Annotated in this window: 23 protein-coding genes and 2 tRNA genes; 19 read left to right on the top strand and 6 right to left on the bottom strand. The window is 64.7% G+C overall.

The window, feature by feature from the left end; all coding sequences use genetic code 11:
• The first annotated feature begins 108 nt into the window (after positions 1-108).
• The 16 genes from uvrB to BA022_RS06010 all read left to right on the top strand — a co-directional run bounded on the left by uvrB (position 109) and on the right by BA022_RS06010 (position 12,415).
• The gene (gene uvrB, locus BA022_RS06085; RefSeq protein WP_088886890.1) at positions 109-2,205 is read left to right on the top strand and encodes an excinuclease ABC subunit UvrB; all 2,097 of its coding nucleotides are present in this window, start codon (positions 109-111) and stop codon (positions 2,203-2,205) included.
• Between the two features lie 235 nt (positions 2,206-2,440).
• A complete protein-coding gene (gene iscR / locus BA022_RS06080; protein ID WP_011805376.1) occupies positions 2,441-2,977 on the top strand; it encodes a Fe-S cluster assembly transcriptional regulator IscR in 537 nt (178 codons plus the stop codon).
• 104 nt (positions 2,978-3,081) lie between these two features.
• Positions 3,082-4,302: an IscS subfamily cysteine desulfurase gene (locus tag BA022_RS06075; RefSeq protein ID WP_088886889.1), complete on the top strand. Its 1,221-nt coding sequence runs from the start codon at positions 3,082-3,084 to the stop codon at positions 4,300-4,302.
• Between the two features lie 37 nt (positions 4,303-4,339).
• A complete protein-coding gene (gene iscU, locus BA022_RS06070; protein WP_011805374.1) occupies positions 4,340-4,741 on the top strand; it encodes a Fe-S cluster assembly scaffold IscU in 402 nt (133 codons plus the stop codon).
• Between the two features lie 5 nt (positions 4,742-4,746).
• Positions 4,747-5,070, top strand: coding sequence for an iron-sulfur cluster assembly protein IscA (gene iscA, locus BA022_RS06065; protein WP_011805373.1), 324 nt, complete (start codon positions 4,747-4,749; stop codon positions 5,068-5,070).
• A 67-nt stretch (positions 5,071-5,137) separates the two neighbouring features.
• Positions 5,138-5,656 carry a Fe-S protein assembly co-chaperone HscB gene (hscB, locus tag BA022_RS06060; protein WP_047350340.1) on the top strand — a complete coding sequence of 173 codons (519 nt, stop codon included), beginning with the start codon at positions 5,138-5,140 and terminating at the stop codon, positions 5,654-5,656.
• Between the two features lie 66 nt (positions 5,657-5,722).
• Entirely contained in the window at positions 5,723-7,591 is a 1,869-nt protein-coding gene (hscA, locus tag BA022_RS06055) for a Fe-S protein assembly chaperone HscA (protein ID WP_088886888.1), read from the top strand.
• 33 nt (positions 7,592-7,624) lie between these two features.
• Positions 7,625-7,963, top strand: a complete 339-nt coding sequence (gene fdx / locus BA022_RS06050) for an ISC system 2Fe-2S type ferredoxin (protein WP_011805370.1) — start codon at positions 7,625-7,627, stop codon at positions 7,961-7,963.
• On the top strand, positions 7,963-8,676 hold the full coding sequence (dnaQ, locus tag BA022_RS06045; protein WP_088886887.1) for a DNA polymerase III subunit epsilon: 714 nt from the start codon (positions 7,963-7,965) through the stop codon (positions 8,674-8,676). The genes fdx and dnaQ overlap by 1 nt, the downstream gene beginning before the upstream one ends.
• A gap of 41 nt (positions 8,677-8,717) precedes the next feature.
• Positions 8,718-8,792 (top strand) — tRNA-Val (locus tag BA022_RS06040).
• Positions 8,793-8,831: 39 nt separating this feature from the next.
• Positions 8,832-8,906, top strand: a tRNA-Val gene (locus tag BA022_RS06035).
• A gap of 116 nt (positions 8,907-9,022) precedes the next feature.
• Entirely contained in the window at positions 9,023-10,060 is a 1,038-nt protein-coding gene (locus BA022_RS06030; RefSeq protein WP_088886886.1) for a histone deacetylase family protein, read from the top strand.
• Positions 10,061-10,077: 17 nt separating this feature from the next.
• Positions 10,078-11,193, top strand: a complete 1,116-nt coding sequence (locus BA022_RS06025) for an NAD(P)/FAD-dependent oxidoreductase (protein ID WP_088886885.1) — start codon at positions 10,078-10,080, stop codon at positions 11,191-11,193.
• Between the two features lie 130 nt (positions 11,194-11,323).
• Positions 11,324-11,632, top strand: a complete 309-nt coding sequence (locus BA022_RS06020; protein WP_015913196.1) for a DUF883 domain-containing protein — start codon at positions 11,324-11,326, stop codon at positions 11,630-11,632.
• Between the two features lie 67 nt (positions 11,633-11,699).
• Positions 11,700-12,095 (top strand): phage holin family protein, encoded by a 396-nt coding sequence (locus BA022_RS06015; protein WP_088886884.1) that lies wholly within the window; start codon positions 11,700-11,702, stop codon positions 12,093-12,095.
• Positions 12,092-12,415, top strand: a complete 324-nt coding sequence (locus tag BA022_RS06010; protein ID WP_015913198.1) for a hypothetical protein — start codon at positions 12,092-12,094, stop codon at positions 12,413-12,415. The genes BA022_RS06015 and BA022_RS06010 overlap by 4 nt, the downstream gene beginning before the upstream one ends.
• 56 nt (positions 12,416-12,471) lie before the next feature.
• On the opposite strand, the gene BA022_RS06005 is transcribed toward BA022_RS06010, so the two are convergent.
• Positions 12,472-13,527: a quinone-dependent dihydroorotate dehydrogenase gene (locus tag BA022_RS06005; protein ID WP_088886883.1), complete on the bottom strand. Its 1,056-nt coding sequence runs from the start codon at positions 13,525-13,527 to the stop codon at positions 12,472-12,474.
• 35 nt (positions 13,528-13,562) lie between these two features.
• Between BA022_RS06005 and rpiA the strand changes: the two genes are divergently transcribed.
• Positions 13,563-14,252, top strand: a complete 690-nt coding sequence (gene rpiA, locus BA022_RS06000) for a ribose-5-phosphate isomerase RpiA (protein WP_088886882.1) — start codon at positions 13,563-13,565, stop codon at positions 14,250-14,252.
• A gap of 51 nt (positions 14,253-14,303) precedes the next feature.
• Here rpiA and BA022_RS05995 read toward each other — a convergent pair whose 3' ends face one another.
• From BA022_RS05995 to BA022_RS05975, 5 genes are all read right to left on the bottom strand, one after another.
• Positions 14,304-14,960, bottom strand: a complete 657-nt coding sequence (locus tag BA022_RS05995) for a glutaredoxin family protein (protein ID WP_088886881.1) — start codon at positions 14,958-14,960, stop codon at positions 14,304-14,306.
• Between the two features lie 114 nt (positions 14,961-15,074).
• The gene (locus tag BA022_RS05990) at positions 15,075-17,108 is read right to left on the bottom strand and encodes a M3 family metallopeptidase (RefSeq protein WP_088886880.1); all 2,034 of its coding nucleotides are present in this window, start codon (positions 17,106-17,108) and stop codon (positions 15,075-15,077) included.
• An 87-nt stretch (positions 17,109-17,195) separates the two neighbouring features.
• On the bottom strand, positions 17,196-18,044 hold the full coding sequence (folD, locus tag BA022_RS05985) for a bifunctional methylenetetrahydrofolate dehydrogenase/methenyltetrahydrofolate cyclohydrolase FolD (RefSeq protein WP_047350348.1): 849 nt from the start codon (positions 18,042-18,044) through the stop codon (positions 17,196-17,198).
• A 78-nt stretch (positions 18,045-18,122) separates the two neighbouring features.
• Positions 18,123-18,749, bottom strand: coding sequence for a response regulator transcription factor (locus BA022_RS05980; RefSeq protein ID WP_011805358.1), 627 nt, complete (start codon positions 18,747-18,749; stop codon positions 18,123-18,125).
• Positions 18,746-21,292 carry a PAS domain S-box protein gene (locus BA022_RS05975; protein WP_088886879.1) on the bottom strand — a complete coding sequence of 849 codons (2,547 nt, stop codon included), beginning with the start codon at positions 21,290-21,292 and terminating at the stop codon, positions 18,746-18,748. The genes BA022_RS05980 and BA022_RS05975 overlap by 4 nt, the downstream gene beginning before the upstream one ends.
• A gap of 169 nt (positions 21,293-21,461) precedes the next feature.
• Here BA022_RS05975 and aceE point away from each other — a divergent pair, with 169 nt between their 5' ends.
• Positions 21,462-24,158 (top strand): pyruvate dehydrogenase (acetyl-transferring), homodimeric type, encoded by a 2,697-nt coding sequence (aceE, locus tag BA022_RS05970; RefSeq protein ID WP_088886878.1) that lies wholly within the window; start codon positions 21,462-21,464, stop codon positions 24,156-24,158.
• Positions 24,159-24,175: 17 nt separating this feature from the next.
• On the top strand, positions 24,176-25,867 hold the full coding sequence (aceF, locus tag BA022_RS05965; protein WP_088886877.1) for a dihydrolipoyllysine-residue acetyltransferase: 1,692 nt from the start codon (positions 24,176-24,178) through the stop codon (positions 25,865-25,867).
• The last annotated feature ends 11 nt before the right edge of the window (positions 25,868-25,878 follow it).

The raw sequence follows: 25,878 nt of genomic DNA, 5'->3' as shown, positions 1-25,878 counted from the left end.
GAAAAGTCCTTGAGGGGATGGAAATCTGACGACGGGACCTCACCTACGGTAGGCTTTCGGTCCACTCTTGATTTTAACGGCCGCCCCCGCGCGCCGTTTACCTCCGCCATGCATGAAGTCACCTCTGAGCCGGCCGTTGGCGCGGCGGACGGGCAGTTCGTCCAGTTTCCAGGTTCGCCCTTTTCGTTGTACCAGCCATACCCGCCCGCCGGTGATCAGCCCGAAGCCATCGCCAAGCTGGTGGAGGGCGTGCAGGACGGCGAGGTGTTCCAGACCCTGCTGGGGGTGACGGGCTCAGGCAAGACCTTCACCATGGCGAACGTGATCGCCCGCCTGGGACGGCCGGCCATCATCTTCGCGCCCAACAAGACGCTGGCCGCACAGTTGTACAGCGAGTTCCGCGAGTTCTTTCCCAAGAACGCCGTGGAGTACTTCGTGAGCTACTACGACTACTACCAGCCCGAGGCCTATGTGCCTCAGCGCGACCTGTTCATCGAGAAGGACAGCGCCATCAACGAGCACATCGAGCAGATGCGCCTGTCGTGCACCAAGAGCTTGCTGGAGCGGCGCGATGTGGTCATCGTGGCTACGGTGTCGGCCATCTACGGCATTGGCGAGCCCGAGAGCTACCACCGCATGATCATGACGCTGCGCGTGGGCGACCAGCTGAGCCAGCGTGATGCGATCGCGCAGCTGATCCGCATGCAGTACCAGCGCAACGAGCAGGACTTCAGCCGGGGCAAGTTCCGCGTGCGTGGCGACACCATCGATGTGTTCCCTGCCGAGCATTCCGAGCTGGCGGTGCGCATCGAACTGTTCGACGACGAGGTGGAAAGCCTGCAACTGTTCGACCCGCTCACGGGGCGTATCCAGCAAAAAATCCCGCGCTTCACGGTGTACCCCAGCAGCCATTACGTGACGCCGCGCGACAAGGTGCTGGCCGCCGTGGAGACCATCAAGCAGGAACTGGACGAGCGGCTCAAGTTCTTCGTGGCCGAGGGCAAGTTGGTGGAGGCGCAACGGCTGGAGCAGCGCACGCGCTTCGACCTGGAAATGCTCAGCGAAGTGGGGCACTGCAAGGGCATCGAGAACTACACGCGCCACCTGTCGGGTTCTGCGCCTGGCGAGCCGCCGAGCACGCTGACCGACTACCTCCCGCCCGATGCGCTGATGTTCCTGGATGAGAGCCACCAGATGATCGGGCAACTCAACGCCATGTACAACGGCGACCGCGCGCGCAAGACCACGCTGGTCGAGTACGGCTTTCGCCTGCCGTCGGCATTGGACAACCGGCCGCTCAAGTTCGAGGAATTCGAGAAGCGCATGCGGCAGGTGGTGTTTGTTTCGGCCACTCCGGCTGATTATGAGAAAGAGCACTCGGGCCAGGTGGTGGACCAGGTGGTGCGGCCCACCGGCTTGGTGGACCCGGAGGTGGAGGTGCGTCCCGCTACCCATCAGGTGGATGACGTGCTGCAGGAAATACGCATTTGCACGCAAAAGAATCAACGCGTACTCATTACGACGCTGACGAAGCGCATGGCGGAGCAACTGACCGATTACCTGAGCGACAACGGGGTCAAGGTGCGCTATCTGCACTCCGATATCGACACCGTGGAGCGCGTGGAAATCATTCGCGACCTGCGCCTGGGAGCCTTCGATGTCCTGGTGGGAATCAACCTGCTGCGTGAGGGGCTGGACATTCCTGAGGTCTCCCTGGTGGCCATCCTGGATGCCGACAAGGAGGGTTTCCTGCGCGCCGAACGCAGCCTGATCCAGACCATCGGCCGGGCGGCGCGCAACCTGCACGGCAAGGCCATTCTGTATGCCGACCGGATCACCGACTCAATGCGCAAGGCGATCAGCGAAACGGAACGCCGCCGCGCCAAACAGATCGCATACAACGAGGCCCGGGGTATTACGCCGCGCAGCATCGTCAAGCAGGTGCGAGACCTGATTGACGGCGTGTACAGCGAGAAGGCAGGCCAGGAAGCCCAGCGACTCCGCGAAGACGCGGCGCGGCAGGCCGAACTGGAGGAGATGTCCGAAAAGGACATTGCCCGCGAAATCAAGCGGCTGGAAAAGCTCATGCTGGAACACGCCCGCAACCTGGAGTTTGAGCAGGCTGCTCGGGTGCGCGATCAATTGACCCGTCTCAAGGACCGGGTGTTTGGAGCGCATGGCGGCGATCAAATCCCTGCCGCATGACCAGGCTTTGCGACCCTGCAGGAGAAAACGCGACTGTTTAGTCTAGTTACCCGACAAAATTAATAGGGATTTGTGCTATACTTGTCTCAAATACTCAAGAAAGAGCCCCACAACAAACAAGGGCCTTGGAGGCTGCAACCGTAGCGCTTCAGGGAAAGGGTGGAGACGGTGCCCGGTTGGCTATACGCATGCCGCGGCGTTTCTATAACGATCAAGCCTAGACAAGGAGCTTGCGATGCGTCTCACAACCAAAGGCCGTTTTGCGGTCACCGCCATGATCGATTTGGCCCTGCGTCAGAACAATGGGCCCGTCACCTTGGCGGCCATCAGCCAGCGCCAACAGATTTCGCTGTCCTATCTGGAACAATTGTTCGGAAAGCTGCGCCGCCACGAACTGGTGGAATCCACGCGCGGCCCTGGCGGCGGTTATACGCTCGCCCGCAAGGCGGGCGATATTACCGTGGCAGACATCATCGTCTCCGTGGACGAGCCCATTGATGCCACGCAGTGCGGTGGCAAGGAAAACTGCCTGGGCGAGGCGGGCCGTTGCATGACGCACGAGCTGTGGGCCTCTTTGAACCAGCGCATGGTGGAATTCCTGGATTCCGTCACGTTGCAGAAACTGGTGGACGACCAGCTCGCCAAGGGCGTGCAAATCGAAGACAAGCCGGTCACGCGCCGCGCGATCTCCACCACGCCGGTGGTCAAACCGATCCGTGTGAACGCACCCAATTCGGTGTTTGCCCTCGGCAACGCTTTCGCCAAATCTTGAGCTGCAGGCTGACCCGCGCCGGCCACTGGCTGCGCGCCGGGCGGGCTCGCCACGTCGACCCTATTGCTTTTTGATGCCAGCCAGAACCTTTCACTGAGCCAGCCATGGACATGACTCCGCATTTCCCTATCTATCTTGACTACGGCGCCACGACCCCCGTGGACGGCCGGGTCGTCGACGCGATGATTCCCTGGTTGCGCGAACACTTCGGCAACCCGGCGTCGCGCAGCCACGCCTGGGGCTGGGAGGCCGAAGAGGCTGTGGAGCAAGCCCGCGGCCATGTGGCCGATCTGATCGGCGCCGACCCGCGCGAGATCGTGTGGACCTCGGGCGCCACTGAATCCAACAACCTCGCCATCAAGGGCGCTGCCCATTTCTACCAAGGCAAGGGCAAGCATCTCATCACCGTGAAGACGGAGCACAAGGCCGTCCTTGACGTGATGCGTGAACTGGAGCGCCAAGGCTTCGAAGTGACCTACCTCGATGTGCAGGAGAACGGCCTGCTCGACATCGAGAAGTTCAAGGCCGCCATCCGCCCTGACACGATCCTGGCCAGTGTCATGTTCGTGAACAACGAAATCGGCGTGATCCAGGACATTCCCCAGCTGGGTGCGCTTTGCCGCGAGAAGGGCATCATTTTTCACGTGGATGCCGCGCAGGCCACCGGCAAGGTCGAAATCGACCTGACCCAATTGCCCGTGGATTTGATGAGCCTGGCTTCGCACAAGACTTACGGACCCAAGGGCATCGGAGCCCTCTACGTGCGCCGCAAGCCGCGCGTGCGCCTGGAAGCGCAGATGCATGGTGGCGGCCACGAGCGCGGCATGCGTTCGGGCACGTTGCCCACCCACCAGATTGTGGGCATGGGCGAGGCCTTCCGCCTGGCTAAGCTGGAAATGGCCCAGGATTTGGGCAAGGTCCAAGCGCTGCAAAAGCGTCTGCTCGACGGTTTGAAGGATGTGGAGCAGGTCTTTATCAACGGCGACCTGGAGCGGCGCGTACCCCACAACCTGAACATGAGCTTCAACTTCGTGGAAGGCGAATCCCTGATCATGGGCATCAAGGGACTGGCGGTGTCTTCCGGGTCGGCCTGCACTTCGGCGAGCCTGGAACCCAGCTATGTGCTGCGCGCCCTGGGCCGCAGCGATGAGCTGGCCCACAGCAGCCTGCGCATGACCATTGGCCGTTTCACGACGGAAGAAGAAATTGACTACGCGATCAGCACCATCCGGCACAACGTCGCCAAGTTGCGTGAGTTGAGCCCCCTCTGGGAGATGTACCAGGATGGGGTGGACCTGAGCACCATCCAATGGGCGGCTCACTGACCACACGCGGAACGACGGAATACAGGAGAAACACACCATGGCTTACTCGGACAAAGTGATTGACCATTACGAGAACCCCCGCAATGTGGGTTCCTTCGACAAGGGTGACGACTCGGTGGGCACCGGCATGGTCGGTGCGCCGGCTTGCGGCGACGTGATGAAGCTGCAGATCAAGGTGAACCCCGATACGGGCGTGATTGAGGATGCGCGCTTCAAGACCTACGGCTGCGGCTCCGCCATTGCGTCCTCGTCGCTGGTGACGGAGTGGGTCAAGGGCAAGACGCTGGATGAGGCCGCCTCGCTCAAGAACAGCCAGATCGCCGAAGAGCTGGCGCTGCCGCCGGTGAAGATCCACTGCTCCATCCTGGCGGAAGACGCCATCAAGGCCGCCGTCAACGATTACAAGGCCAAGCACGGAGCGGCTGTCGAGGCCGCCTGAAGACCATGGCGATCACGCTGACCGAAGCTGCCGCGCGCCATGTGACGCGCTACCTCGCCCGGCGGGGAAAGGGCGTGGGCGTGCGCCTGGGTGTCAAGACCACCGGATGCTCAGGCCTGGCTTACAAGCTTGAATATGTCGATGAGCAGGCACCCGAAGACGTTGTGTTTGAAAATCACGGCGTCAAGGTGCTGATCGATCCCAAGAGCCTTGCTTATATCGACGGGACCGAGCTGGATTTTGTGCGCGAGGGACTCAATGAAGGCTTTCGCTTCAATAACCCGAACGAGCGCGACCGCTGTGGTTGTGGAGAGAGCTTCCGCGTGTGAGCACGCCGTAGGCCGCTTATTGCACAGGACCGCCATCGCCCGCCGCGCTGGCGGTTTTTTTATTGCCATGAATCTCCAATCCGACGATTTCGAACTTTTTGGCGTGCCACGCCGCTTTGCCCAGGACCGCGACGCCCTCGACGCGCGGTGGAAGGACCTGCAGCGCGAAGCCCATCCCGACCGGTTTGCGGCGCAGGGCGCCGCAGCCCAGCGTGTGGCGATGCAATGGTCGGTGCGCATCAACGAGGCGTACCAACGCCTGAAGGATCCTTTGAAGCGGGCCGCTTACCTTTGCGAACTGGGCGGCTCGCCCATCCGCGCCGAGGACAACACCGCCATGCCCGCGGCCTTCCTGATGCAGCAGATGGAGTGGCGCGAAGCCCTGGATGAGGCCCGCAGTGCTGCGGAGCTTGACGCGCTGGACGACACCACCCATAAGGCGCGGCAAGTGGCGTTGGCCCGTTGTGCGGAACTGCTGGACCAGCAGCAGGACTATGCCGGCGCAGCCCGCGAGGTCAGAGCCCTCATGTTCATTGCGCGATTTGCGCACGACATCGATTTGCGCCGAGAGCAACTGGGACAATAGGCGCTTTATTCGGTCACTCCTGTCTGGGCGTGCGCTTGCGGGCCCCGGCTTTTCCAAACTCACTTCATGGCGCTTCTGCAGATTTCCGAACCAGGGCAATCGCCCGATCCTCACCAGCGGCGCGTTGCCATCGGCATTGATCTGGGCACCACGCATTCGCTGGTGGCGGCGGTGCGCAACGGGGTCGCCGAGTGCTTGCCCGATGCGCAGGGCAGGGTGCTTTTGCCTTCCGTCGTTCGCTACCTGGGCGGGGGCGGGCGGCAGATCGGCTACGAGGCCGCTGCAGCGCAGATGCAGGACCCGGCCAACACGGTGTCGTCCGTCAAGCGATTCATGGGCCGGGGCCTGGGCGACATCACGGGGCGCGAGAAGCTGCCCTACGACTTCATTGCAGCGGCCGACAGTGGCGGAATGCTCTCGTTGTCCACCGCGGCAGGCGTGAAATCGCCGGTGGAAGTCAGTGCCGAGATCCTCGCCACGCTGCGCTACCGCGCCGAAGACAGCTTTGACAGTGACCTTTACGGCGCCGTGATCACGGTGCCCGCATATTTCGACGACGCGCAGCGCCAGGCGACCAAGGATGCCGCCCATCTCGCGGGTCTGAATCTGCTGCGCCTGATCAACGAGCCGACGGCCGCCGCGATTGCCTACGGGCTGGACAACGGAGCCGAAGGCGTCTATGCCGTGTACGACCTGGGCGGTGGCACGTTCGATATCTCCGTGTTGCGCCTGGCGCAAGGGGTGTTCGAAGTCATTGCCACCGGCGGGGACTCGGCCCTGGGTGGTGACGATTACGACGCGGCCCTGGCCGAGTGGGTGATGCAGCAGACAGGTGTTCGGGCGAGTACGCCCGAGGACAAGACGGCGGTGCGCTTGGCCGCGCGCGCCTGCAAGGAAGCGCTGACTGCTATTGATAATGTAGCTTTTACCGCAGATGTGGCGGGCGCTACAGTGCAATTTGATGTCAAGCGTGAAGATTTTGCGGCAGTGACGGCGGAGCTCACCCAGCGCTCCCTGGCGGCGGTGCGCCGCACCCTGCGCGATGCGCAGATCGAGCGCGACGAGGTCAAGGGCGTGGTGCTGGTCGGCGGCTCCACGCGCATGCCGGTCGTGCGCGCCGCGGTGGCCGAATTCTTCGGCCGTGAACCGTTGACCAACCTCAACCCGGACGAAGTGGTGGCCATCGGCGCGGCCATCCAGGCCAATCAACTGGCCGGCAACGATGCGGCCGGCGATCTGCTGCTGCTGGACGTGATTCCGCTGTCTTTGGGCATCGAAACCATGGGTGGGCTGGTCGAACGCATCATCGGCCGCAACGAGACCATTCCCACGGCCAAGGCGCAGGACTTCACCACCTACAAGGATGGCCAAACCGCTCTTGCCATTCACGTGGTGCAGGGCGAGCGCGACCTGGTGCAGGACTGCCGCAGCCTAGCGCGCTTTGAGCTGCGGGGCATTCCCCCCATGGCAGCGGGCGCGGCGCGCATCCGCGTCACGTTCACGGTCGATGCGGATGGTCTGCTCAGCGTGGCTGCGCGCGAGCAGGCCAGCGGTGTGGAGGCGCGTATTGACGTCAAGCCGTCCTACGGGCTCACCGACGAGCAGATCGCGCGCATGCTGCAAGAGGGCTTTGCGACCGCGCAGCAGGACATGCAGACGCGCGCATTGGTTGAAGCCCGTGTGGATGCCGACCGCCTGCTGATCGCCACGCAGAGCGCACTGGACGTGGACGGCGATGTACTAACGGCCGCGGAGCGCACGGCGATCGACGACCTGATGCATGCACTGCGCGCCACGCTGGAGACCAGCACCGACGCGGCGGCTGTCGAGGCCGCAGCGCAGGCCCTGGCCAAGGGCACCGAGGCGTTTGCTGCGCAGCGCATGAACCGCGGTATCCGCCAAGCCCTGGCAGGCAAGAACGTCAGCGCCCTCTGAGCGCACAAACCTCATCCATTGATTCAAACAGCCATGCCCGTCATCAAGATCCTGCCTCATCACGAATACTGTCCCGAGGGCGCGGAAATCACCGCGCCGGCCGGCACCTCAATTTGCGAGGCATTGCTGGATAACGGCATCAAGATCGAGCACGCCTGCGATATGAGCTGCGCCTGCACGACCTGCCATGTGGTCGTGCGCAAAGGATTCGAATCGCTCAATGATGCGGAAGAGGAGGAGGAAGACCTGCTGGACCGCGCGTGGGGCCTGGAGCCGCAATCGCGCCTGTCGTGCCAGGCCATCCTGGCGCAGAGCGATGTGACGGTGGAGATTCCCAAGTACTCGATCAACCACGCCAAGGAGAACCACTGATGTCCCGGCAGATTGTTCTGGACACGGAGACCACCGGCCTGTCGGCGGAAGGGGGCGACCGCATCATCGAGCTGGGCTGCGTGGAGCTCGTCAACCGCAAGCTCACCGGCAACAATCTGCATCTGTACCTGAACCCCGAGCGCGACAGCCATGAGGACGCGCTGAAGGTGCACGGCATCAGCAATGAATTCCTGCGCGACAAGCCCAAGTTTGCCGAGCGGGTGCAAGACATCTTGCAATACCTGCAGGGCGCGGAACTCATCATCCACAACGCGAGCTTCGACGTGGGCTTTCTGGACAAGGAGCTGGAGCTGGTCGGCCTGGCGCCGCTGTCCGCGCATGTCGGGGGCGTGATCGACACCCTGGCCATGGCCAAGGAGATGTTTCCGGGCAAGCGCAACTCGCTGGACTCGCTGTGCGACCGGCTGGGCGTGGACAATTCCAGCCGTACGCTGCACGGCGCTTTGCTGGACGCGGAGTTGCTGGCGGACGTCTACATCAACATGACCCGCGGGCAGGATGCCCTGCTGATCATGGATGAGGCCACCGCCGGGGCAGGAGGCACCACCGTGGCCGCGGTAGATCTGAGCCGCATTGCACTGACGGTGCTGACCGCCAGTGCGCAGGAGCTTGCCGAGCATGAGGAAGTACTCATGCAGATCGACAAGTCCAGCAGCGGTAAAACAATTTGGCGGACTTTGTCTGAGGCGTAAGAAAGCTATGCCATAATTGCGGGCTGTCGCAGCAACGACACGGGTGATTAGCTCAGCGGTAGAGCACTGCCTTCACACGGCAGGGGTCACATGTTCGATCCATGTATCACCCACCAGTTTTTTCAGGGCCTGTACTCGCAAAAATACAGTCCTTTGGGTGATTAGCTCAGCGGTAGAGCACTGCCTTCACACGGCAGGGGTCACATGTTCGATCCATGTATCACCCACCAATCCGAACCCCTTGCAGCCGGTATGGCCGCAAGGGGTTTTTTCTTGGCGCTGAGGTCGTGAGGGACTGCCGGCGTCGATGACAATCCGGCAGTCGCGATTGACTTGGCCGCCGTCGATGATCACCTTCCATAACCCGTTGCAGCACACCCACGCTCCCGAGCACGAATTTTTCCGCGGCGAGCGTGTACCGTGTTTCGAGAACCCGACGCGCGCGGCCTATGTGGAAGCCGCTTTGACTGCGCGGGGCCATGTACTGCACCCCCCGGATGTGGATTGCACGGAGGTACTGGCGAAGATCCATGCGCCGCGCTACTTGGCTTTTCTGGCTTCGGCGTGGCAGCAGTGGCTGTCGCTGGGTGAAGGGCAGGACCGTGTGCAGCCGTTTCCGTCGGTATGGCCGGTACGCACATTGCGCTCGGATGTAGAGCCCGACAATTTCATTGCCAAGCTGGGGCTGTACTCCATGGACAACGGCTCGCCGCTTGCAGCGGGCACCTGGACGGCAGCCAAAGCAGGCGCTGACGCGGCGGCCAGTGCCGCGGCGCGCCTGGCGGCTGGCGAGCGCGCCGCGTTCTGCAGCACACGCCCGCCGGGGCACCATGCAGGTCCCGATTTCATGGGCGGGTACTGCTTCTTGAATAACGCGGCCGTGGCGGCCCAATGGCTGCGCGACCACGGCGCGGCCCGTGTGGCCGTGTTGGACGTGGATTACCACCACGGCAATGGCACGCAGAGCATCTTCTATGACCGTGCGGACGTGCTCTTCGTCAGCATCCATGGCGATCCCCGCACCGAATACCCCTTCTATCTGGGACATGCCGGTGAAACCGGCGCAGGCCTCGGTGCGGGCTGCAACCTGAACCTGCCTCTGCCGGCCGGCACCGATGCTGCCACTTGGTTTGCGGCCCTGGAGCAGGCCTGCGCGCGCATCGCCGCTTTTGGAGCGGATGCCCTGGTGGTCTCGCTGGGACTGGATACCTATGAGGGCGATCCGATCTCGCGCTTTCGGCTGGCGACGACGGATTTTCTGCGTCTGGGTGCGCGGCTGCGTGGTGTGGGACTGCCCACCGTGCTGGTGCTGGAAGGCGGCTACGCAGCGGCGGCGCTGGGAACGAATGCGGTGAATGTGCTCGAGGGTTTCGAGCAGGCATGACAACGGAGGCATGAGCGATGAGTGAGATGGTCGATTGCGTCGTGGTGGGCGCGGGGGTGGTGGGGCTGGCGGTGGCGCGCGCATTGGCGCTGCAAGGGCGCGAGGTCTGGCTGCTGGAAGCGGCCAATGCCGTTGGCACCGAGACGAGTTCGCGCAACAGCGAGGTGATCCACGCCGGTATCTATTACCCGCAGGGTTCGCTCAAGGCGCGCTTGTGCGTACAAGGCAAGGCCATGCTGTACGACTACTGCAGCGCGCGCGGCGTGCCTCACAGTCGCTGCGGCAAGCTCATCGTCGCCACGTCGACCGAACAGCAGAACGCGCTGACGGGCATCAGGGCGCGCGCGCAGGCCAATGGCGTGGATGACCTGCAATGGCTCTCGCGGGAGGAAGCGCGCGCGCTGGAGCCCGAACTGGAATGTGTGGCAGCGCTGCTCTCGCCCAGTACCGGCATCGTGGACAGCCATGCCCTCATGCTGGCGTTGCTGGGCGACCTGGAGAACGCGGGGGGTGTTCTGGCATTGAATTCGCCTCTGGCCAAGGCCCATTGCACGCCACAAGCTATCCATTTGGAAGCAATGGATGGCACGTGCATCAGTGCGCGCACCGTGGTCAACGCGGCCGGTTTGCATGCGCCAGTCCTCGCGCGCCAGTTCGAGGGGTTGTCCGCGGTGCATGTACCGCAGGCGGCCTATGCCAAAGGCAACTATTTCACGTTGTCCGGCCGGGCACCCTTCAGCCATCTCATCTATCCCGTCCCGGAGGCGGCGGGGCTGGGCGTGCACCTGACGCTCGACCTGGGGGGGCAGGCCAAGTTCGGCCCCGACGTGCAATGGGTGGAAGGCCCCGAGGACCTGATGGTGGATGCGAGCCGCTCCGAGGCCTTTTACGCCGAGGTGCGCAAGTACTGGCCTGGCCTGCGCGACGGTGCACTGGCGGCGGGCTACGCCGGCATACGCCCGAAGATCCACGGCCCCCATGAGCCCGCGGCAGACTTCCTGATCCAGGGGCCGCGCGATCACGGAGTCTCGGGGCTGGTCAACCTGTTTGGCATCGAATCACCTGGGCTGACCAGCGCGTTGGCAATCGGTGCGCACGTGGCCGGTCTGCTGCACCAAGACGCCGTGTCTTGATGCAACGCGGTCATTTTGTGATAGCGGCCATGCCCTGCGGCGCGAGCACTGGGCTAAGATGAGATACCCGCCTACATGGTTTGCCATGCACGGCGTATTACCGTTGTTTCCTGCTATGAAAGGCTCGCGTATGACCACCGTATCCGAAACCATTTCCTCCACCCAGGCAGAACTCGAAAAGCTGGTGGGCGACCTGCGCGGTCTGCTGGCCAGCAAGGATCTGGACGGTATTCCCGAGATCAAGCAACTGCGCCAGCGTCTGGATGACGGCATTCATTCGGTGCGCGATTCCGCCGTTCGTGCTGCTCAGGAGGCAGCCCTGCAGGCCAAAGATGCCGCGCGCGCCGCCGACCGCTATGCCCACGATGAGCCCTGGCGCGTTGCCGGCGCTGCGCTGGCCGTAGGGGCGCTGGTGGGCTTCATGCTGGCCCGCCGCTGACCGGTAGCGCAATGGCAGGGCGAATCGTCAACGCTGCGGCGCGCTCCAGCGCCAGGGAGGGGCTTGCATGAACTGGTTGTCCCTGCTCGGCCTGGAAGGCTGGGTTGCACGCTGGCGGGCCGCCATCATCGAAGGCGCGATCGCGGCGGAAGACCGTATCGAACTCGCACGGCTCGAATGGGCCGACCAGAAGCGCCGCATGGCCCAGCTGGTGGTGCTGCTGGTTCTCTTCGGATGCGTGGCCGTGATCGCCCTGCTGCTATTGTCACTGGCTGTGCTGGTCCAGTTCTGGGATTCACCGCAGCGCGTGCTGGTGGCATGGTTGCTGGCTGGCGGCTGGTTGCTGGCCTGGGTGGCAGTGGCGGCGGCCCTGGTGTCCATCGGACGACAGGCGGGTAATGCCTTTGCCCTTACCCGGCGGGAGCTGCAGCAGGACTGGCGCACCATCAAGGAGCAGTTATGAGCCCCTCTTCCCTGGACTCTGGGCAGCCGACGCGCGTGCCCACCCCGCAGCAGCAGAAGGTGCTGGACCGCATTCTGGTGCAGCGTGAGCGGCTGCGTGCTCGGCGCGCGGCCCTGCGCCAGGCGCGCGCCGTGGCCGCAGGCGCGGAAGTTCGGGTGGAACCCGATGCGCCGCTGGCGGCACGGCTGGTGGCGTTTGCGCGCCTGCATCCCGTTGCGGTGGCAGCGGTGGCGGGCGCTGCGGTGCTGGCGGGGCCTCAACGGCTGGTGCGCTGGGCCACCCTGGTGATGCCGCTGGTCATGCGCATGCGGCGCGGCTAAGGCCCTGTTCCACCGTCTCTATCAGGCCGCATCGCGGCCTTTTTCTTGGCCCGTTTTCAATGCAGATCGCGGATCGCCTTGGCCGCACGGCCCACGAGGGCAGGGCCTTCATAGATCAGGCCGGTGTAGATCTGCACGACATCGGCGCCTGCGCGGATTTTGCTCACAGCATCTTCGGCGCTCAGAATGCCGCCCACGCCGATGATCGGGAAAGTCGGGCCCAGCGCGGCACGCAACTGGCGGATCACGGCGTTGCTGGCTTCCAGCACGGGTGCACCGCTCAGGCCTCCAGTCTCGCCGGCATGGCGCAGGCCCTGCACGGCGTCCCGGCGGATGGTGGTGTTGGTGGCAACCACGCCATCCATGCCGTGGCGCTGAAGTGTGGTGGCAATCACGGCCACTTGGGCCTCGTCCAAATCCGGCGCAATTTTCACGAAGATGGGCACGCGGCGGCCCTGGGCGGCGGCGAGCTGTTCGCGGTGCTCGGCAATGGCGCCCAGCAGGCCGTCAAGCGCTGCATCGCTCTGCAGAGCGCGCAGGTTCTGCGTGTTGGGCGAACTGATGTTCACCGTAACGTAGTCGGCATGCGGGTACACGCCTTCCAGGCAGGTGAGGTAGTCGCGCGTGGCGTCTTCGATGGGCGTGGTGGCGTTCTTGCCGATGTTCAGACCCAGCAGCAGTTTGCTCTGGCCGCGGCCCTGTGTGCGGACCTGCGAGCGCTGCACGTTAGCCACAAAGGCATCCAGCCCTTCATTGTTGAAGCCCAGGCGATTGATGAGCGCACGCGCCTCGGGCAGGCGGAACATGCGCGGCTTGGGGTTGCCGGGCTGCGCACGGGGCGTGACGGTGCCCACCTCCACGAAGCCGAAGCCCATGGCGGCCAGCGCGTCGATACAGCGGGCGTTCTTGTCGAGCCCCGCCGCGAGGCCCACGCGGTTGGGAAAGCGCAGGCCTGCCAGTTCGATGGGGTCGCTCACGGTTTCATTGCACCAGGCCCATTGGAGCGGCGTGCGCGGGCCGCGCGCCAGCATGTCCATGGTGAGTTCGTGGGCGGCTTCGGCGTCCATGCCGAAGAGAAAGGAGCGGGCGAGGGCGTAGGGCAGCAGAGACATGGGGATAATTCAATGATCTTTCCGGATTTTCCCCCATGACTGCACCCACATCCCTTTCCCAAGACGAACTCAAGACCCTGGTCGGCCAAGCTGCACTGCAATATGTGGTGCCGGGCGAACTGGTGGGCGTGGGGACCGGCTCTACCGTCAACAAGTTCATTGACGCGCTGGCATCTATCAAGGACACCATCCGCGGCGCGGTTTCCAGCTCCGAAGCCAGTACGGCGCGGCTGAAGGCGCTGGGCATCCCCGTGCTGGACGCCAACGACGTGCGCTCGCTGTCGGTGTACATCGATGGCGCCGACGAGATCGACGGCAACGGCTACATGGTCAAGGGCGGAGGGGCGGCCCTCACGCGCGAGAAGATCGTCGCCGCGCTGGCACGGCGCTTTGTGTGCATAGCGGACGAGTCCAAGCTGGTGAACGTGCTGGGCGCGTTCCCGCTGCCGGTGGAGGTCATTCCGATGGCCGCCGCGCACATCGCGCGGCGCTTCGAGTCGCTGGGGGGGCAGGCGACGCTGCGTCTCAGGGATGGCCAACCGCTCGTGACCGACAACGGCCAACACATACTGGATGTGCGCGGCCTCACCATCAGCGATCCGCTGGCGTTCGAGACCGAAGTGAATCAGTGGCCCGGGGTGGTGACGGTGGGCGTGTTTGCGCTCCAGAAGGCCAACGTCTGCCTGCTGGGCACGGCACAGGGCGTGCGTACGCTGTCCCTGTAAGACGGTGGGATGGCAGTGGCGCGGCAATGCCGCGCCAAGCATCCCTCGCTTTTAGAAAATGATGCCGGCCGGATTGGAGGGAGACGGCCCCGTGGGCGCTGCCGGTGGCGCTGAGGGGCGCCGTGCGGGAGCAGCGGACGCCTTGTCCGCAGCCGGTGCTGCAGGCTGCGCAGGCACCGCAACGAGCGGGGCTGCCGCAGGGCGGCGGTAGTTCGGCGGCAATTGCGACTGCTTCGGGTAGCCGGCGGCGTCCAGGTACTGCGTCCACTCGGTGTCGGAAAAGCCCCGCAGCTGCTGTGCGCCAATGGTGCCGAAGGGCAGGCTGGATTCACCGCTCATGCGCTTGAGCGCGTCGATGTCCTCATTGGTGCTGACGGTGCGCTCGGTGAAAGGAATGCCACGGTTGATCAGCAGATTGCGCGCGCTGTTGCAGGGCACGCAGTCGCTGCTGGTGTACAGCGTCACGGGAAAGCGCGTGGCCACCTGGCGCAGAGCGTAGGGCAGGGCCTCGGCGCCGGCGCCGCCGCTGCGTGGTCCGGCGCCGACCGCTGTGCCCTCGGCGTTTGCGGCGGGAGCGCGGTCGGAGAAGGTCACCTTGCCATCCGGCCCGACGATGCGGTACACCTGCTGGGCCAGCGCGGCCGTGGACAGCAGGGCGGCCGTGGCGCATGTGGTGGCCAACACGGCAGCGTTGCGAATGATGGACATGGGTTCCTCTCCTCTTGGTTTCTTAAAAATAATAGCTGGTCGCGCTTGCTGCAAGCCATTTTCCAGTAGAAAGCAGGCGCAAACGCCCGGTAGACAAGCGCGAACCGCTCACTTTTATGCTGCCATGCCCTGGTGGCGCAGCAGCGCGTCCAGTGTGGGTTCGCGCCCGCGGAAGGCCTTGAAGGAGTCCATGGCGGGGCGGCTGCCGCCCGCTTCCAGGATGGCCTGGCGGTAGCGCCGGCCGGTCTCCGCGCTGGGTTCCCCGCCCGCGCCGGCAGTTTCCTCGAACGCGGCATACGCGTCGGCGCTGAGTACTTCGGCCCATTTGTAGCTGTAATACCCCGCCGCGTAGCCGCCCGCGAAGATATGGCTGAACGTGTGGGCCGAGCGGCTGAAGGCGGGAGGCTTGAGCACGGCCACTTCGTCGCGCACGCGGTCCAGCAGCGCCAGCACGTCGCCTTGGGGGTCGTGCTCGGTGTGCAGCAGCATGTCGAACAACGCAAACTCTATCTGGCGCAGCGTGGCCATGCCGGCCTGGAAGTTCTTGGCCGCGATCATCTTGTCGTACAGCGGGCGCGGCAGCGGCTCGCCCGTGTCCACATGGGCGGTCATGTGGCGCAGCACTTCCCATTCCCAGCAGAAGTTCTCCATGAACTGGCTGGGCAGTTCCACGGCGTCCCATTCCACGCCGCTGATGCCTGACACGTCGCGCTCGTTCACCTGGGTGAGCATGTGGTGCAGGCCATGGCCGAATTCATGGAACAGGGTGATCACGTCGTCGTGCGTGAGCAGGGGCGGGCGGCCGTCCACCCCGTCGGCGAAGTTGCACACCAGATGCGCCACCGGTGTCTGCAGCAGGCCCGTGTCCGGGCGCAGCCAGCGGGCGCGCGCATCGTCCATCCAGGCCCCGCCGCGCTTGCCCTGGCGGGCAGGCTGGTCCAGGTAGAACTGACCCACCAGCTCGCCGCCGCGCTCGATGCGGTAGAACTCCACGGCGCTGTTCCATACGGGCGCAACGTCGCGGCGGATGGCCACCTCGAACAGCGTCTCGACAATCTTGAACAGCCCGGCCAGCACCTTGGGCGCCGTGAAGTACTGCTTGACCTCCTGCTCACTGAAGGCGTAGCGCGCTTCCTTGAGTTTCTCGGAGATGTAGGGCCAGTCCCAGGACTGGGGGTTGGCCAGGCCCAAATGCTCAGCGGCAAAGGTGCGAAGATCGGCTACGTCCTTCTCCGCAAAGGGCCGGGCGCGGTGCGCCAGGTCCCGCAGGAAGTGGATGACTTGTTCGGGCGATTGCGCCATCTTGGGCACCAGCGACACCTGGCCGAAGTTGCCATAGCCCAGTAGCTGCGCCTCTTCCTTGCGCAGCGCGAGAATCTCGGCCATCACGGAGGTGTTGTCGAAACGCGCGGCGTCGCCGCTGGCCTGGTCCGATGCGCGTGTGACGTAGGCGTGGTAGAGCTTCTCGCGCAGGGCACTGCTGGTGGCGAACTGCATCACCGGCAGGTAGCACGGCATCTTCAGCGTGAGCTTGTAACCGTCCTTGCCCTCGGCCTGGGCCGCGGCGCGGGCGGCGTTCTGCACGTCGGCCGGCACGCCGTCCAGTTCCTCGGCCGTGGCGTAGTAGGCGTAGGCGTCGGTGGCGTCCAGCGCGTTCTCGCTGAACTTTTGTTGCAACTCGGCCTGGCGTTCCTGGATGGCGGCAAAGCGCTCCTTGGCTGCGCCCTGCAGCTCGGCGCCCGACAGCACGAAGTTGCGGATCGCATTGCTGTGCGCTTGCCGCTGCTCGGGGTTGAGCGTGGCGGAGTCGATCGCCTTGTATTTGGCGTACAGGCGCTCGTCGGCGCCCAGGCGGGTCCAGAACTCGGTGACCTTGGGCAGCGCCTCGTTGTAGGCGGCGCGCAGCTCGGGCGTGTCCGCCACGCTGTTGAGATGGCTGACGGCGCCCCATGCGCGGCCCAGTTCCTCGGTGGCGACATCCAGTACCTGCGCAATCGCATCCCAGCGGGCCGGGAAGTCCGGCTGGGTGACGGTTTCCAGTGCGGCGTCTGCGCGTTGCAGCAGCACATCCACCGCAGGGGCTACGTCGGCGGGGGTGATGCGATCGAAGGGAATGTGGCCCGAGAAGTCGAGGAGGGGATTGCTCATGCTGGCTTAGATGGCGTTGCCGTGAGTGGGTTCAAGCCGTTGGCGCAAACGCGCGCGCATCGGCACTCGGGTCAGGGGTGCCTCGCGTCAGAGGCGCTCAGCCGCTTCCAGGGTGTTCACCAAGAGCATGGTAATTGTCATCGGGCCCACGCCGCCGGGCACTGGCGTGATGTAGCCCGCCACCTGCTTGACGCCCTCGAAGTCCACGTCGCCGCAGAGCTTGCCTTCGTCATTGCGGTTCATGCCCACGTCGATCACCACGGCGCCGGGTTTGACCATATCGGCCGTGAGCACGTTGCGCTTGCCCACGGCAGCCACCACCACATCGGCCTGGCGCGTCATGGCGGCAAGATCCGCCGTGCCGCTGTGGCAGACCGTGACGGTGGCGTTGGCTGCCAGCAGCATCATGGCCATGGGCTTGCCCACGATGTTGGAGCGACCGATGACCACGGCGTGCTTGCCGCGCAGGTCCTTCATACCGATGGATTCGAGCATCTTCATGCAGCCGTAAGGCGTGCAGGCCTTGAAGCCCACCTCGCCCACCATCAGTGCCCCGGCGCTGGCGACGTGAAAGCCGTCCACGTCCTTGAGGGGCGAGATCGCTTCGATGACCTTGTGGTCGTCGATGTGCTTGGGCAGCGGCAGTTGCACCAGGATGCCGTGGATGCTGGGGTCGTTGTTCAGCGCCTGCACGCGCGCCAGCAGCTGTTCTTCGGTCATGCTGGCGTCGTACTTTTCCAGCACCGAGTGAAAGCCCACGTCCTCGCAAGCCTTGACCTTGTTGCGCACGTAGACCTGGCTGGCAGGGTTGTCGCCCACCAGCACCACTGCGAGGCCAGGGGTGATGCCGCGGTCTTTCAGCGCGGCCGTGCGCGCGGCGACTTCAGTGCGCAGTTGGCGGGAGAGGGCGTTGCCGTCGATCAGTTGGGCTGTCATTGATGAATCCACGATACAAATGAAAAAGCTGCCTGGCGCTTGTCTGGTATGCGCAGGCAGCTATTAAAAACGGAGCAATTAGGCCTTGGCGCTACCTGGCCCCAGGGCAATCTTGAGCAGGTCGGCCACGGTGTTGGCGTTGAGCTTTTCCATGATGTTGGCGCGGTGCGCCTCCACCGTCTTGATGCTGATGCCCAGGTCGTCGGCGATCTGCTTGTTCAGGCGGCCGGCAACGATGCGCTCCAGCACCTGCGCCTCGCGGCTGGTGAGCTTGGACAGCAGCGCGTCGCGGCTGGCGGCCTGTTGGTAGTCGGCAAAGGCTTCGCGTGCATGGTCCAGCATGCGCTCAACCAGGCCCAGCAACTCTTCTTCGTTGAAAGGTTTCTGGATGAAGTCCAGCGCGCCTTTCTTCATGGTGTTCACGGCCATAGGGACGTCGCCGTGACCGGTGATGAAGACGATGGGCAGGGGCGACTTGCGTTCGACCAGGCGGTCCTGCAGCTCCAGGCCCGTCATGCCGCCCATGCGGATGTCCACGATCAGGCAGGCGACTTCGCGCGGGTCATAGCGTGCGAGGAACGATTCCGCCGAATCAAAGCAGCGTACACGGTAGTCCTTGCCCTCCAGCAGCCACTGGAGCGAGTCGCGGACGGCTTCGTCGTCGTCGACGACATAGACGGTGCCTTTTTTCGGAATCAAACTCATGCAATAGTCCTTGGGGTTGACGTTGCTGCGGAATTGATAGTGGCATCCGCAGCAGTGGCGAGCGGAAGCCAGAAGGAGAACCGGCAGCCGGTGACCTCCGATCCATTGTAGAGGTTCTCCGCGTGCATCCGGCCCTGGTGCGACTCGACGATGCTGCGGCACAGGTTCAGGCCCATACCCATGCCTTCGCTCTTGGTGGAGAAGAATGCCTCGAACAGGTGCGCCAGCACTTCCGGGGCCAGGCCCTTGCCCGTGTCCTGCACCGAAAACTCGATCACCCCGCGGCCATCCACATGGCGCGGCACCACGCGCAGCTCCACGCTGCGCCCGGAGGGGGGGCGGTGGGCCTGGGCGATGGACTCGGCGCCGTTCTTCATCAGGTTGATGAGCACCTGCTCGATCAGGATCGTGTCGGCCATCACCTGGGGCAGCCGGGCGGCGACGTAGTGCGTCAGGTGCACGTTGTGGCGCCGCAGTTCGATGTCGGCCAGTTCCACCGCTTCGCTCACCATCTCGTGCACGTCGGCCAGCGTGCGGTTGGGTTCGCTTTTTTTCACGAAGGCGCGGATGCGCTGGATGATCTGGCCGGCGCGCTGCGCCTGGTGGGCGGTCTTTTGCAGCGCCGTGAGCAGTGCCTCCTCGCTGATCTGGCCGCCTTGGATGCGCGAGACCATGCCGCTGCAATAGTTGCTGATGGCGGTGAGCGGCTGGTTGAGTTCGTGGGCCACGCTGGAGGCCATCTCGCCCATGGTGATGAGGCGGCTGACCGACTGGGCGCGTTCGGCCTGGCGCGCGGCCTGCTCCTCGGCCTGGCGGCGCGGCGTGATGTCGGTGGCAATGACCATTTGCGCCAACCGGCCATCCACCCAGTTCAGGTAGCGCGAGCGCACCTCCAGCCACTTGCCCAGATCGGGCAGATAGATCTCGGCGTTCTCCGAACGGGCGCTGGTCAGCGAGTCGGTGGGCAGGCCCATCAGACCATCTTCGTCGTCCATGCCGCCGGAACTGTAGGAGGTGGGCAGCACGCCCGCCTGCGCCACCAGCTGCAGGTGGCCGCTGGTCTGCGAGCCGAACCATTGGCGGTACAGGCGGTTGGCAAACAGCAGCTCCTCGCTCCCCAGCGGCGCCACGGAGACGGAGGCGTCCAGCGCCTCCAGCACGATGGTGAAGCGCTCATGCGAGGCGGTGAGTTGCTCGCGCACGCGGTTGGGCTCGGTGATATCGGTCATCGAGGTCATCCAGCCTGTCTGGTGACCGCGTGCGTCGATCAGCGGCGAGACGTACAGGCGTGCATCGAACAGCGTGCCGCTCTTGCGCCGCACGCGTACCTGGAATCCACCGGGCACGGTCTTGCCCGAGAGTTCGTCGCGCAGATTGGCGTGCAGCGACTCATATTCGCCCTCGGGCCAGTAGCTGTAGGGCGGGGTCTGCCCGACCAGCTCGGCCTCGGTCCAGCCTGTCATCTGGCAGAACGCGGCGTTCACATATGTGATGCGGCCCTCCAGGTCCAGCGCGCGCATGCCGGTGAGGATGGAGTTCTCCATCGCCCGGCGGAAGTTGGTTTCTGCCACCAGTGCTTCCTGGGCCTGCAGCCGCCTGCGCGTGTGCCGCCAGGTGGCGATGAGCATCCATGCCGTCATCACGCTGAGCGTGCCCACGAGCCAGAACAGCCCGCTGCCCACCACGCCCAGCGACGTACGGTACGCCTGCGCCCGCATCACGAGGCCGTTGCCCACCGGGGAGACCTGGATCTCGTACTGGTTGGCCTTGGTGGTCCAGGGCAGCAGCGCATTGGTGCGCGGGGGCAGGGGCGTGCCCGCCAAGGTGCGGCCATTGCCATCCAGCAACGTGACGGCGTAGCGCGCCAGCACCTCCGTGGGAGTGCCATAGCGCAGCAGGCTGTCGATGGAGTATTCCGCCAGCACCACGCCGCCGAACTTGCCCTGGGGCGACAGGGGCACCTGCAGTTGCAGCAGGGGCGCGCTCTCGCCCTCGGTGGCCGTGGGTTGCGAATACAGCGGCTGCTGCAGGTCGCGGACGGCGTTGAAGAGGTTGGTGGTCTCGCCGGGCTTGAGCACCTCGCCGCCCACGCGCAGCTGGCTGCTGGTCACGGCGGGCGCGGCGTGGCTGGCGCGGATGCGCCGGCGCTCGTCGATCCAGGTGATGGCCTGCAGCTCGGGGTATTGGCTGATGAGCGGCTCGGCGCGGCTGCCGAAGTCCGCGCGCTCCACATCCTGGTTGGATAGATCGCGCGCGATGCGCATGATCTGCTCTTGCCGCTCCAGCAAGCGCAAACGCACGCGCTGCTGGGCGTATTCCACGTCGCGCCTGAGGGCTTCCTTCTCGCGTTCCACCTCTTCCGTGCGCAAATACCAGAACGAGGCCACGATGGCAGCGAGGAACATCAGCACCGATGCCACGGGCGCCAGCGCCGCGAACCGGTCCTGGCGCGTGGGCGAGAGGCTGCGCCACCAGGCACGCCACCAGCGCGCCGGGGTTTTCACGGCAGACACGGTGGAAGAGGGTGCGACAGGGGACTCCATGGGCGCGGAGTTTAAAGGCTTCGCGGGGGCGATTTCATCTGAAGAAATAATGTGCAATCGCAGCAATTTTTCATATTAAGAGATGAAAAAGCATCATTTGAAATGATGAAAATTTGTGCGAAACTCGCGCCCGTATTACCGTTATTGCCACTGAATCAAGGAGACAGGTATGTCTGATCCGACCAAAGTCCTGACCGCTACCGACATCGACCAACAGGAAACCCGCGAATGGCTGGACGCGCTGTCGGCAGTGATCGACAAGGAGGGGCCGGAGCGTGCCCACTTCCTGCTGGAGCAATTGCTGGAGCAGGCCCGCCAGAGCAGTATTGATCTGCCGTTCTCCGCCAATACGGGATACGTGAACACCATCGAGCCGGACCAGGAGGCCCGCTGCCCCGGCAATATCGCCATCGAGAAGCGCCTGCGCGCCTACATGCGCTGGAATGCCATGGCCATGGTGGTGCGCGCCAACCGCCTGCATCCGCATGACGGCGGCGACCTGGGCGGCCACATCGGCTCTTTCGCTTCGCTGGCCTCCATGTGGGGCGCGGGCTTCAACCACTTCTGGCATGCCGAGAGCGAAAACCACGGCGGCGACTGCATCTACTTCCAGGGCCACAGCGCCCCGGGCATCTATGCGCGCGCCTACCTGGAGGGGCGCATCAGCGAGGAGCAGCTCGAGAGCTTCCGCCAGGAGGTCGGTGGCAAGGGCCTGTCCAGCTACCCGCACCCCAAGCTGATGCCGGGCTTCTGGCAGTTCCCCACGGTGAGCATGGGCCTGGGGCCCATGATGGCGATCTACCAGGCGCGCTTCCTCAAGTACCTGCATGCCCGCGGCATCGCCAAGACGGACAACCGCAAGGTCTGGGTGTTCCTCGGCGACGGCGAGATGGACGAGCCCGAGAGCAAGGGCGCCATCAGCCTGGCGGCGCGCGAGAACCTGGACAACCTGATCTTCGTCATCAACTGCAACCTGCAGCGCCTGGACGGCCCGGTGCGCGGCAACGGCAAGATCATCCAGGAGCTCGAAGGCGACTTCCGCGGCGCGGGCTGGCATGTGATCAAGCTGCTGTGGGGCAAGGGCTGGGACGAGCTGCTGCGCCGCGACAAGAGCGGCAAGCTCAAGCAGCTCATGATGGAAACGCTGGACGGCGACTACCAGACCTACCGCGCCATGGACGGCGCCTACATCCGCAAGCATTTCTTCGGCAAGTACCCCGAGACGGCAAAATTGGTCGAGCACCTTTCCGACGATGAAATCTGGGAGCTGCGCCGCGGCGGCCACGAGCCCGAGAAGGTGTATGCCGCCTTCCATGCGGCCAATGAACACCAGGGCCAGCCCACGGTGTTGCTGGTCAAGACCGTCAAGGGCTATGGCATGGGCAAGGCCGGTGAGGGCAAGAACACCGTGCACCAGACCAAGAAGCTGTCGGACGAGGACATCAAGTACATCCGCGACCGTTTCAACATCCCGATCCCCGACAGCGAGCTGGACAAGCTGCCCTACTACAAGCCGGCCGACGACACGCCGGAAATGAAGTACCTGCACGAGCGCCGCAAGGCCCTGGGCGGCTACCTGCCGCAGCGTCGCACGCACGCCGACGAGAGTTTCACCGTGCCGGCGCTAGAGACGTTCAAGGCCGTGCTGGAGCCCACCGCGGAGGGCCGCGAGATCTCCACCACCCAGGCCTACGTGCGCTTTCTCACGCAGCTGCTGCGCGACAAGGCCCTGGGTCCGCGCGTGGTGCCCATCCTGGTGGATGAGGCGCGTACCTTCGGCATGGAGGGGTTGTTCCGCCAGATTGGCATCTACAACCCCAAGGGCCAGCTCTACACCCCGGTCGACCGCGACCAGGTGATGTACTACAAGGAAGACAAGGCCGGTCAGATTCTTCAGGAAGGCATCAACGAGGCGGGCGGCATGTGCTCGTGGATCGCTGCGGCGACGTCGTATTCGACGAACAACCGCATCATGATCCCGTTCTATGTTTACTACTCGATGTTCGGCTTCCAGCGCTTTGGCGACTTCGCCTGGGCCGCGGGCGACATGCAGGCGCGCGGCTTCATCCTGGGGGGCACGTCGGGCCGCACCACGCTCAACGGCGAAGGCCTGCAGCACGAGGACGGCCACAGCCACATCCTGGCCAACACCATTCCCAACTGCGTGAGCTACGACCCGACCTTCGCGCACGAGGTGGCGGTCATCATGCAGGACGGCCTGAAGCGCATGGTGGAGAAGCAGGAAAACGTCTACTACTACATCACGCTGCTCAATGAGAACTACGCCATGCCGGGCCTGCAGCCGGGCACGGAAGAGCAGATCATCAAGGGCATGTACCTGTGCAAGGCCGGCGCGGACGGCGACAAGCGCGTGCAGCTGCTGGGCTCGGGCTCGATCCTGCGCGAGTCGATCGAGGCGCAGAAGCTGCTCGCCGCCGACTGGGGCGTGCAGGCCGACGTGTGGAGCTGCACCAGCTTCAACGAGCTGACCCGCGAGGGCCAGGACGTGGCGCGCTGGAACCTGCTGCACCCGCTGGAGACACCGCGCGTGTCCTTCGTGGCGCAGCAGCTGGGCGGCCGCCCGGGCCCCGTGGTGGCGTCCACCGACTACATGAAGAACTACGCCGAACAGATCCGCGCCTTCATCCCCGCAGGGCGCTCCTACACCGTGCTGGGTACCGACGGCTTTGGCCGCAGCGACTTCCGCTACCGCCTGCGTGAGCACTTCGAGGTCAACTGCCACTACATCACCGTGGCCGCGCTCAGCGCCTTGGCCGACGAGGGCAAGCTGCCCAAGGAGAAGGTGGCCGAGGCGATTGCCAAGTACGGTCTCCAGACCGAGAAGATCAACCCCCTGCACGCCTGAAGACCGGGAGACACGACATGGCATTGGTAAACATCCAGGTTCCCGACATCGGCGACTTCGACGAAGTCGGCGTGATCGAGCTGCTGGTCAAGGTGGGCGACACGGTGAAGGCGGAGCAGTCGCTGATCACCGTGGAGTCCGACAAGGCCTCGATGGAAATCCCGTCGAGCCACGCGGGTGTGGTCAAGGAACTCAAGGTCCAGCTGGGCGACAAGGTCAAGCAGGGCAGCGTGATCGCCGTGCTGGAGGCTGCGGGCGAAGCCGCTGCTTCTGATGAAAAACCGGCTCCAGCGCCCGCCGCGAAAGCGCCGGCAGCTATCGAAACGAAAGCGCCGGTCGCGCCTGCTGCACCCGCCGCCCCTGCTGCGGGTGGTGGCGCGGTTGAGGTGCGTGTGCCCGACATCGGTGACTTCAAGGACGTCGCCGTGATCGAGTTGCTGGTCCAGCCCGGCGATGCGGTCAAGGTGGAGCAGTCGCTGTTCACCGTGGAGTCCGACAAGGCCTCGATGGAGATCCCTTCGCCCGCCGCCGGCGTGCTCAAGGAGCTCAAGGTCAAGATCGGCGACAAGATCAACGTGGGCGACCTCGTGGCGGTGCTTGAAGGTGCCGCCGCTGCACCGGCCGCCGCCCCGGCGCAGGCTTCTACACCAGCGGCCGCTTCCGCTTCCGCTCCGGACGCTGCCGCACCCGCGGCGGCTCAGGCCTCCGCGCCCGCACCGGCTGCGGCAACGGCAACGGCGCCCGTGCCGGCCCACCAGCCCTCGACGCCCACGCCGGGCCTGCCGCACGCCAGCCCCTCGGTGCGCAAGTTCGCCCGCGAACTGGGTGTGCCGCTGGCGGAGGTCAAGGGCACGGGCATCAAGGGCCGCATCACGCAGGATGACGTGGCGGCCTTCACGCGCCAGGTGATGAGCGGTGCGCTGCAGACCCAGGCACAGGGCAGCAAGGCGCCCGCTGCGGGTGGCTCTGGGGTGGGCCTGGACCTGCTGCCGTGGCCCAAGGTGGACTTTGCCAAATTCGGCCCTGTCGAGCGCAAGGAGCTGTCGCGCATCAAGAAGATCAGCGGCGCCAACCTGTCGCGCAACTGGGTGATGATTCCCCATGTCACCAACAACGACGAGGCCGACATCACCGAGCTGGAAGCCTTCCGCGTCTCCACCAACAAGGAGAACGAGAAGAGCGGCGTCAAGGTCACCATGCTGGCCTTCGTCATCAAGGCCGTGGTCGCGGCGCTGAAGAAGTTCCCCGAGTTCAACGCCAGCCTGGACGGCGACGCCCTGGTCTACAAGCAGTACTTCCACATCGGCTTTGCGGCCGACACGCCCAACGGCCTGGTGGTGCCTGTGCTGAAAGATGCCGACAAGAAGGGCATCCTGCAGATCAGCGCCGAGATGGCCGAGCTGGCCAAGAAGGCCCGCGACGGCAAGCTGGGTGCGGCCGACATGCAGGGCGGCAGCATGTCGATCAGCTCGCTGGGCGGCATTGGCGGCACGCATTTCACCCCCATCATCAATGCGCCCGAGGTGGCCATCCTCGGCCTGTCCAAGAGCCAGATGAAGCCCGTGTGGGACGGCCAGCAGTTCGTGCCGCGCCTCACGCTGCCGCTGAGCCTGTCGTACGACCACCGCGTGATCGACGGCGCCTCTGCCGCGCGCTTCAACGCCTACCTGGGCCAGGTGTTGGCGGACTACCGCCGCATCCTGCTGTAAGGACGGAGCAC

Origin of the sequence: Diaphorobacter nitroreducens (assembly GCF_002214645.1) — a bacterium.
GTDB classification, from domain to species: Bacteria; Pseudomonadota; Gammaproteobacteria; order Burkholderiales; family Burkholderiaceae_C; genus Diaphorobacter; species Diaphorobacter nitroreducens.
The sequence above is the reverse complement of the archived record's forward strand: the minus strand, read 5'-3'. Positions and strand labels throughout refer to the sequence as shown.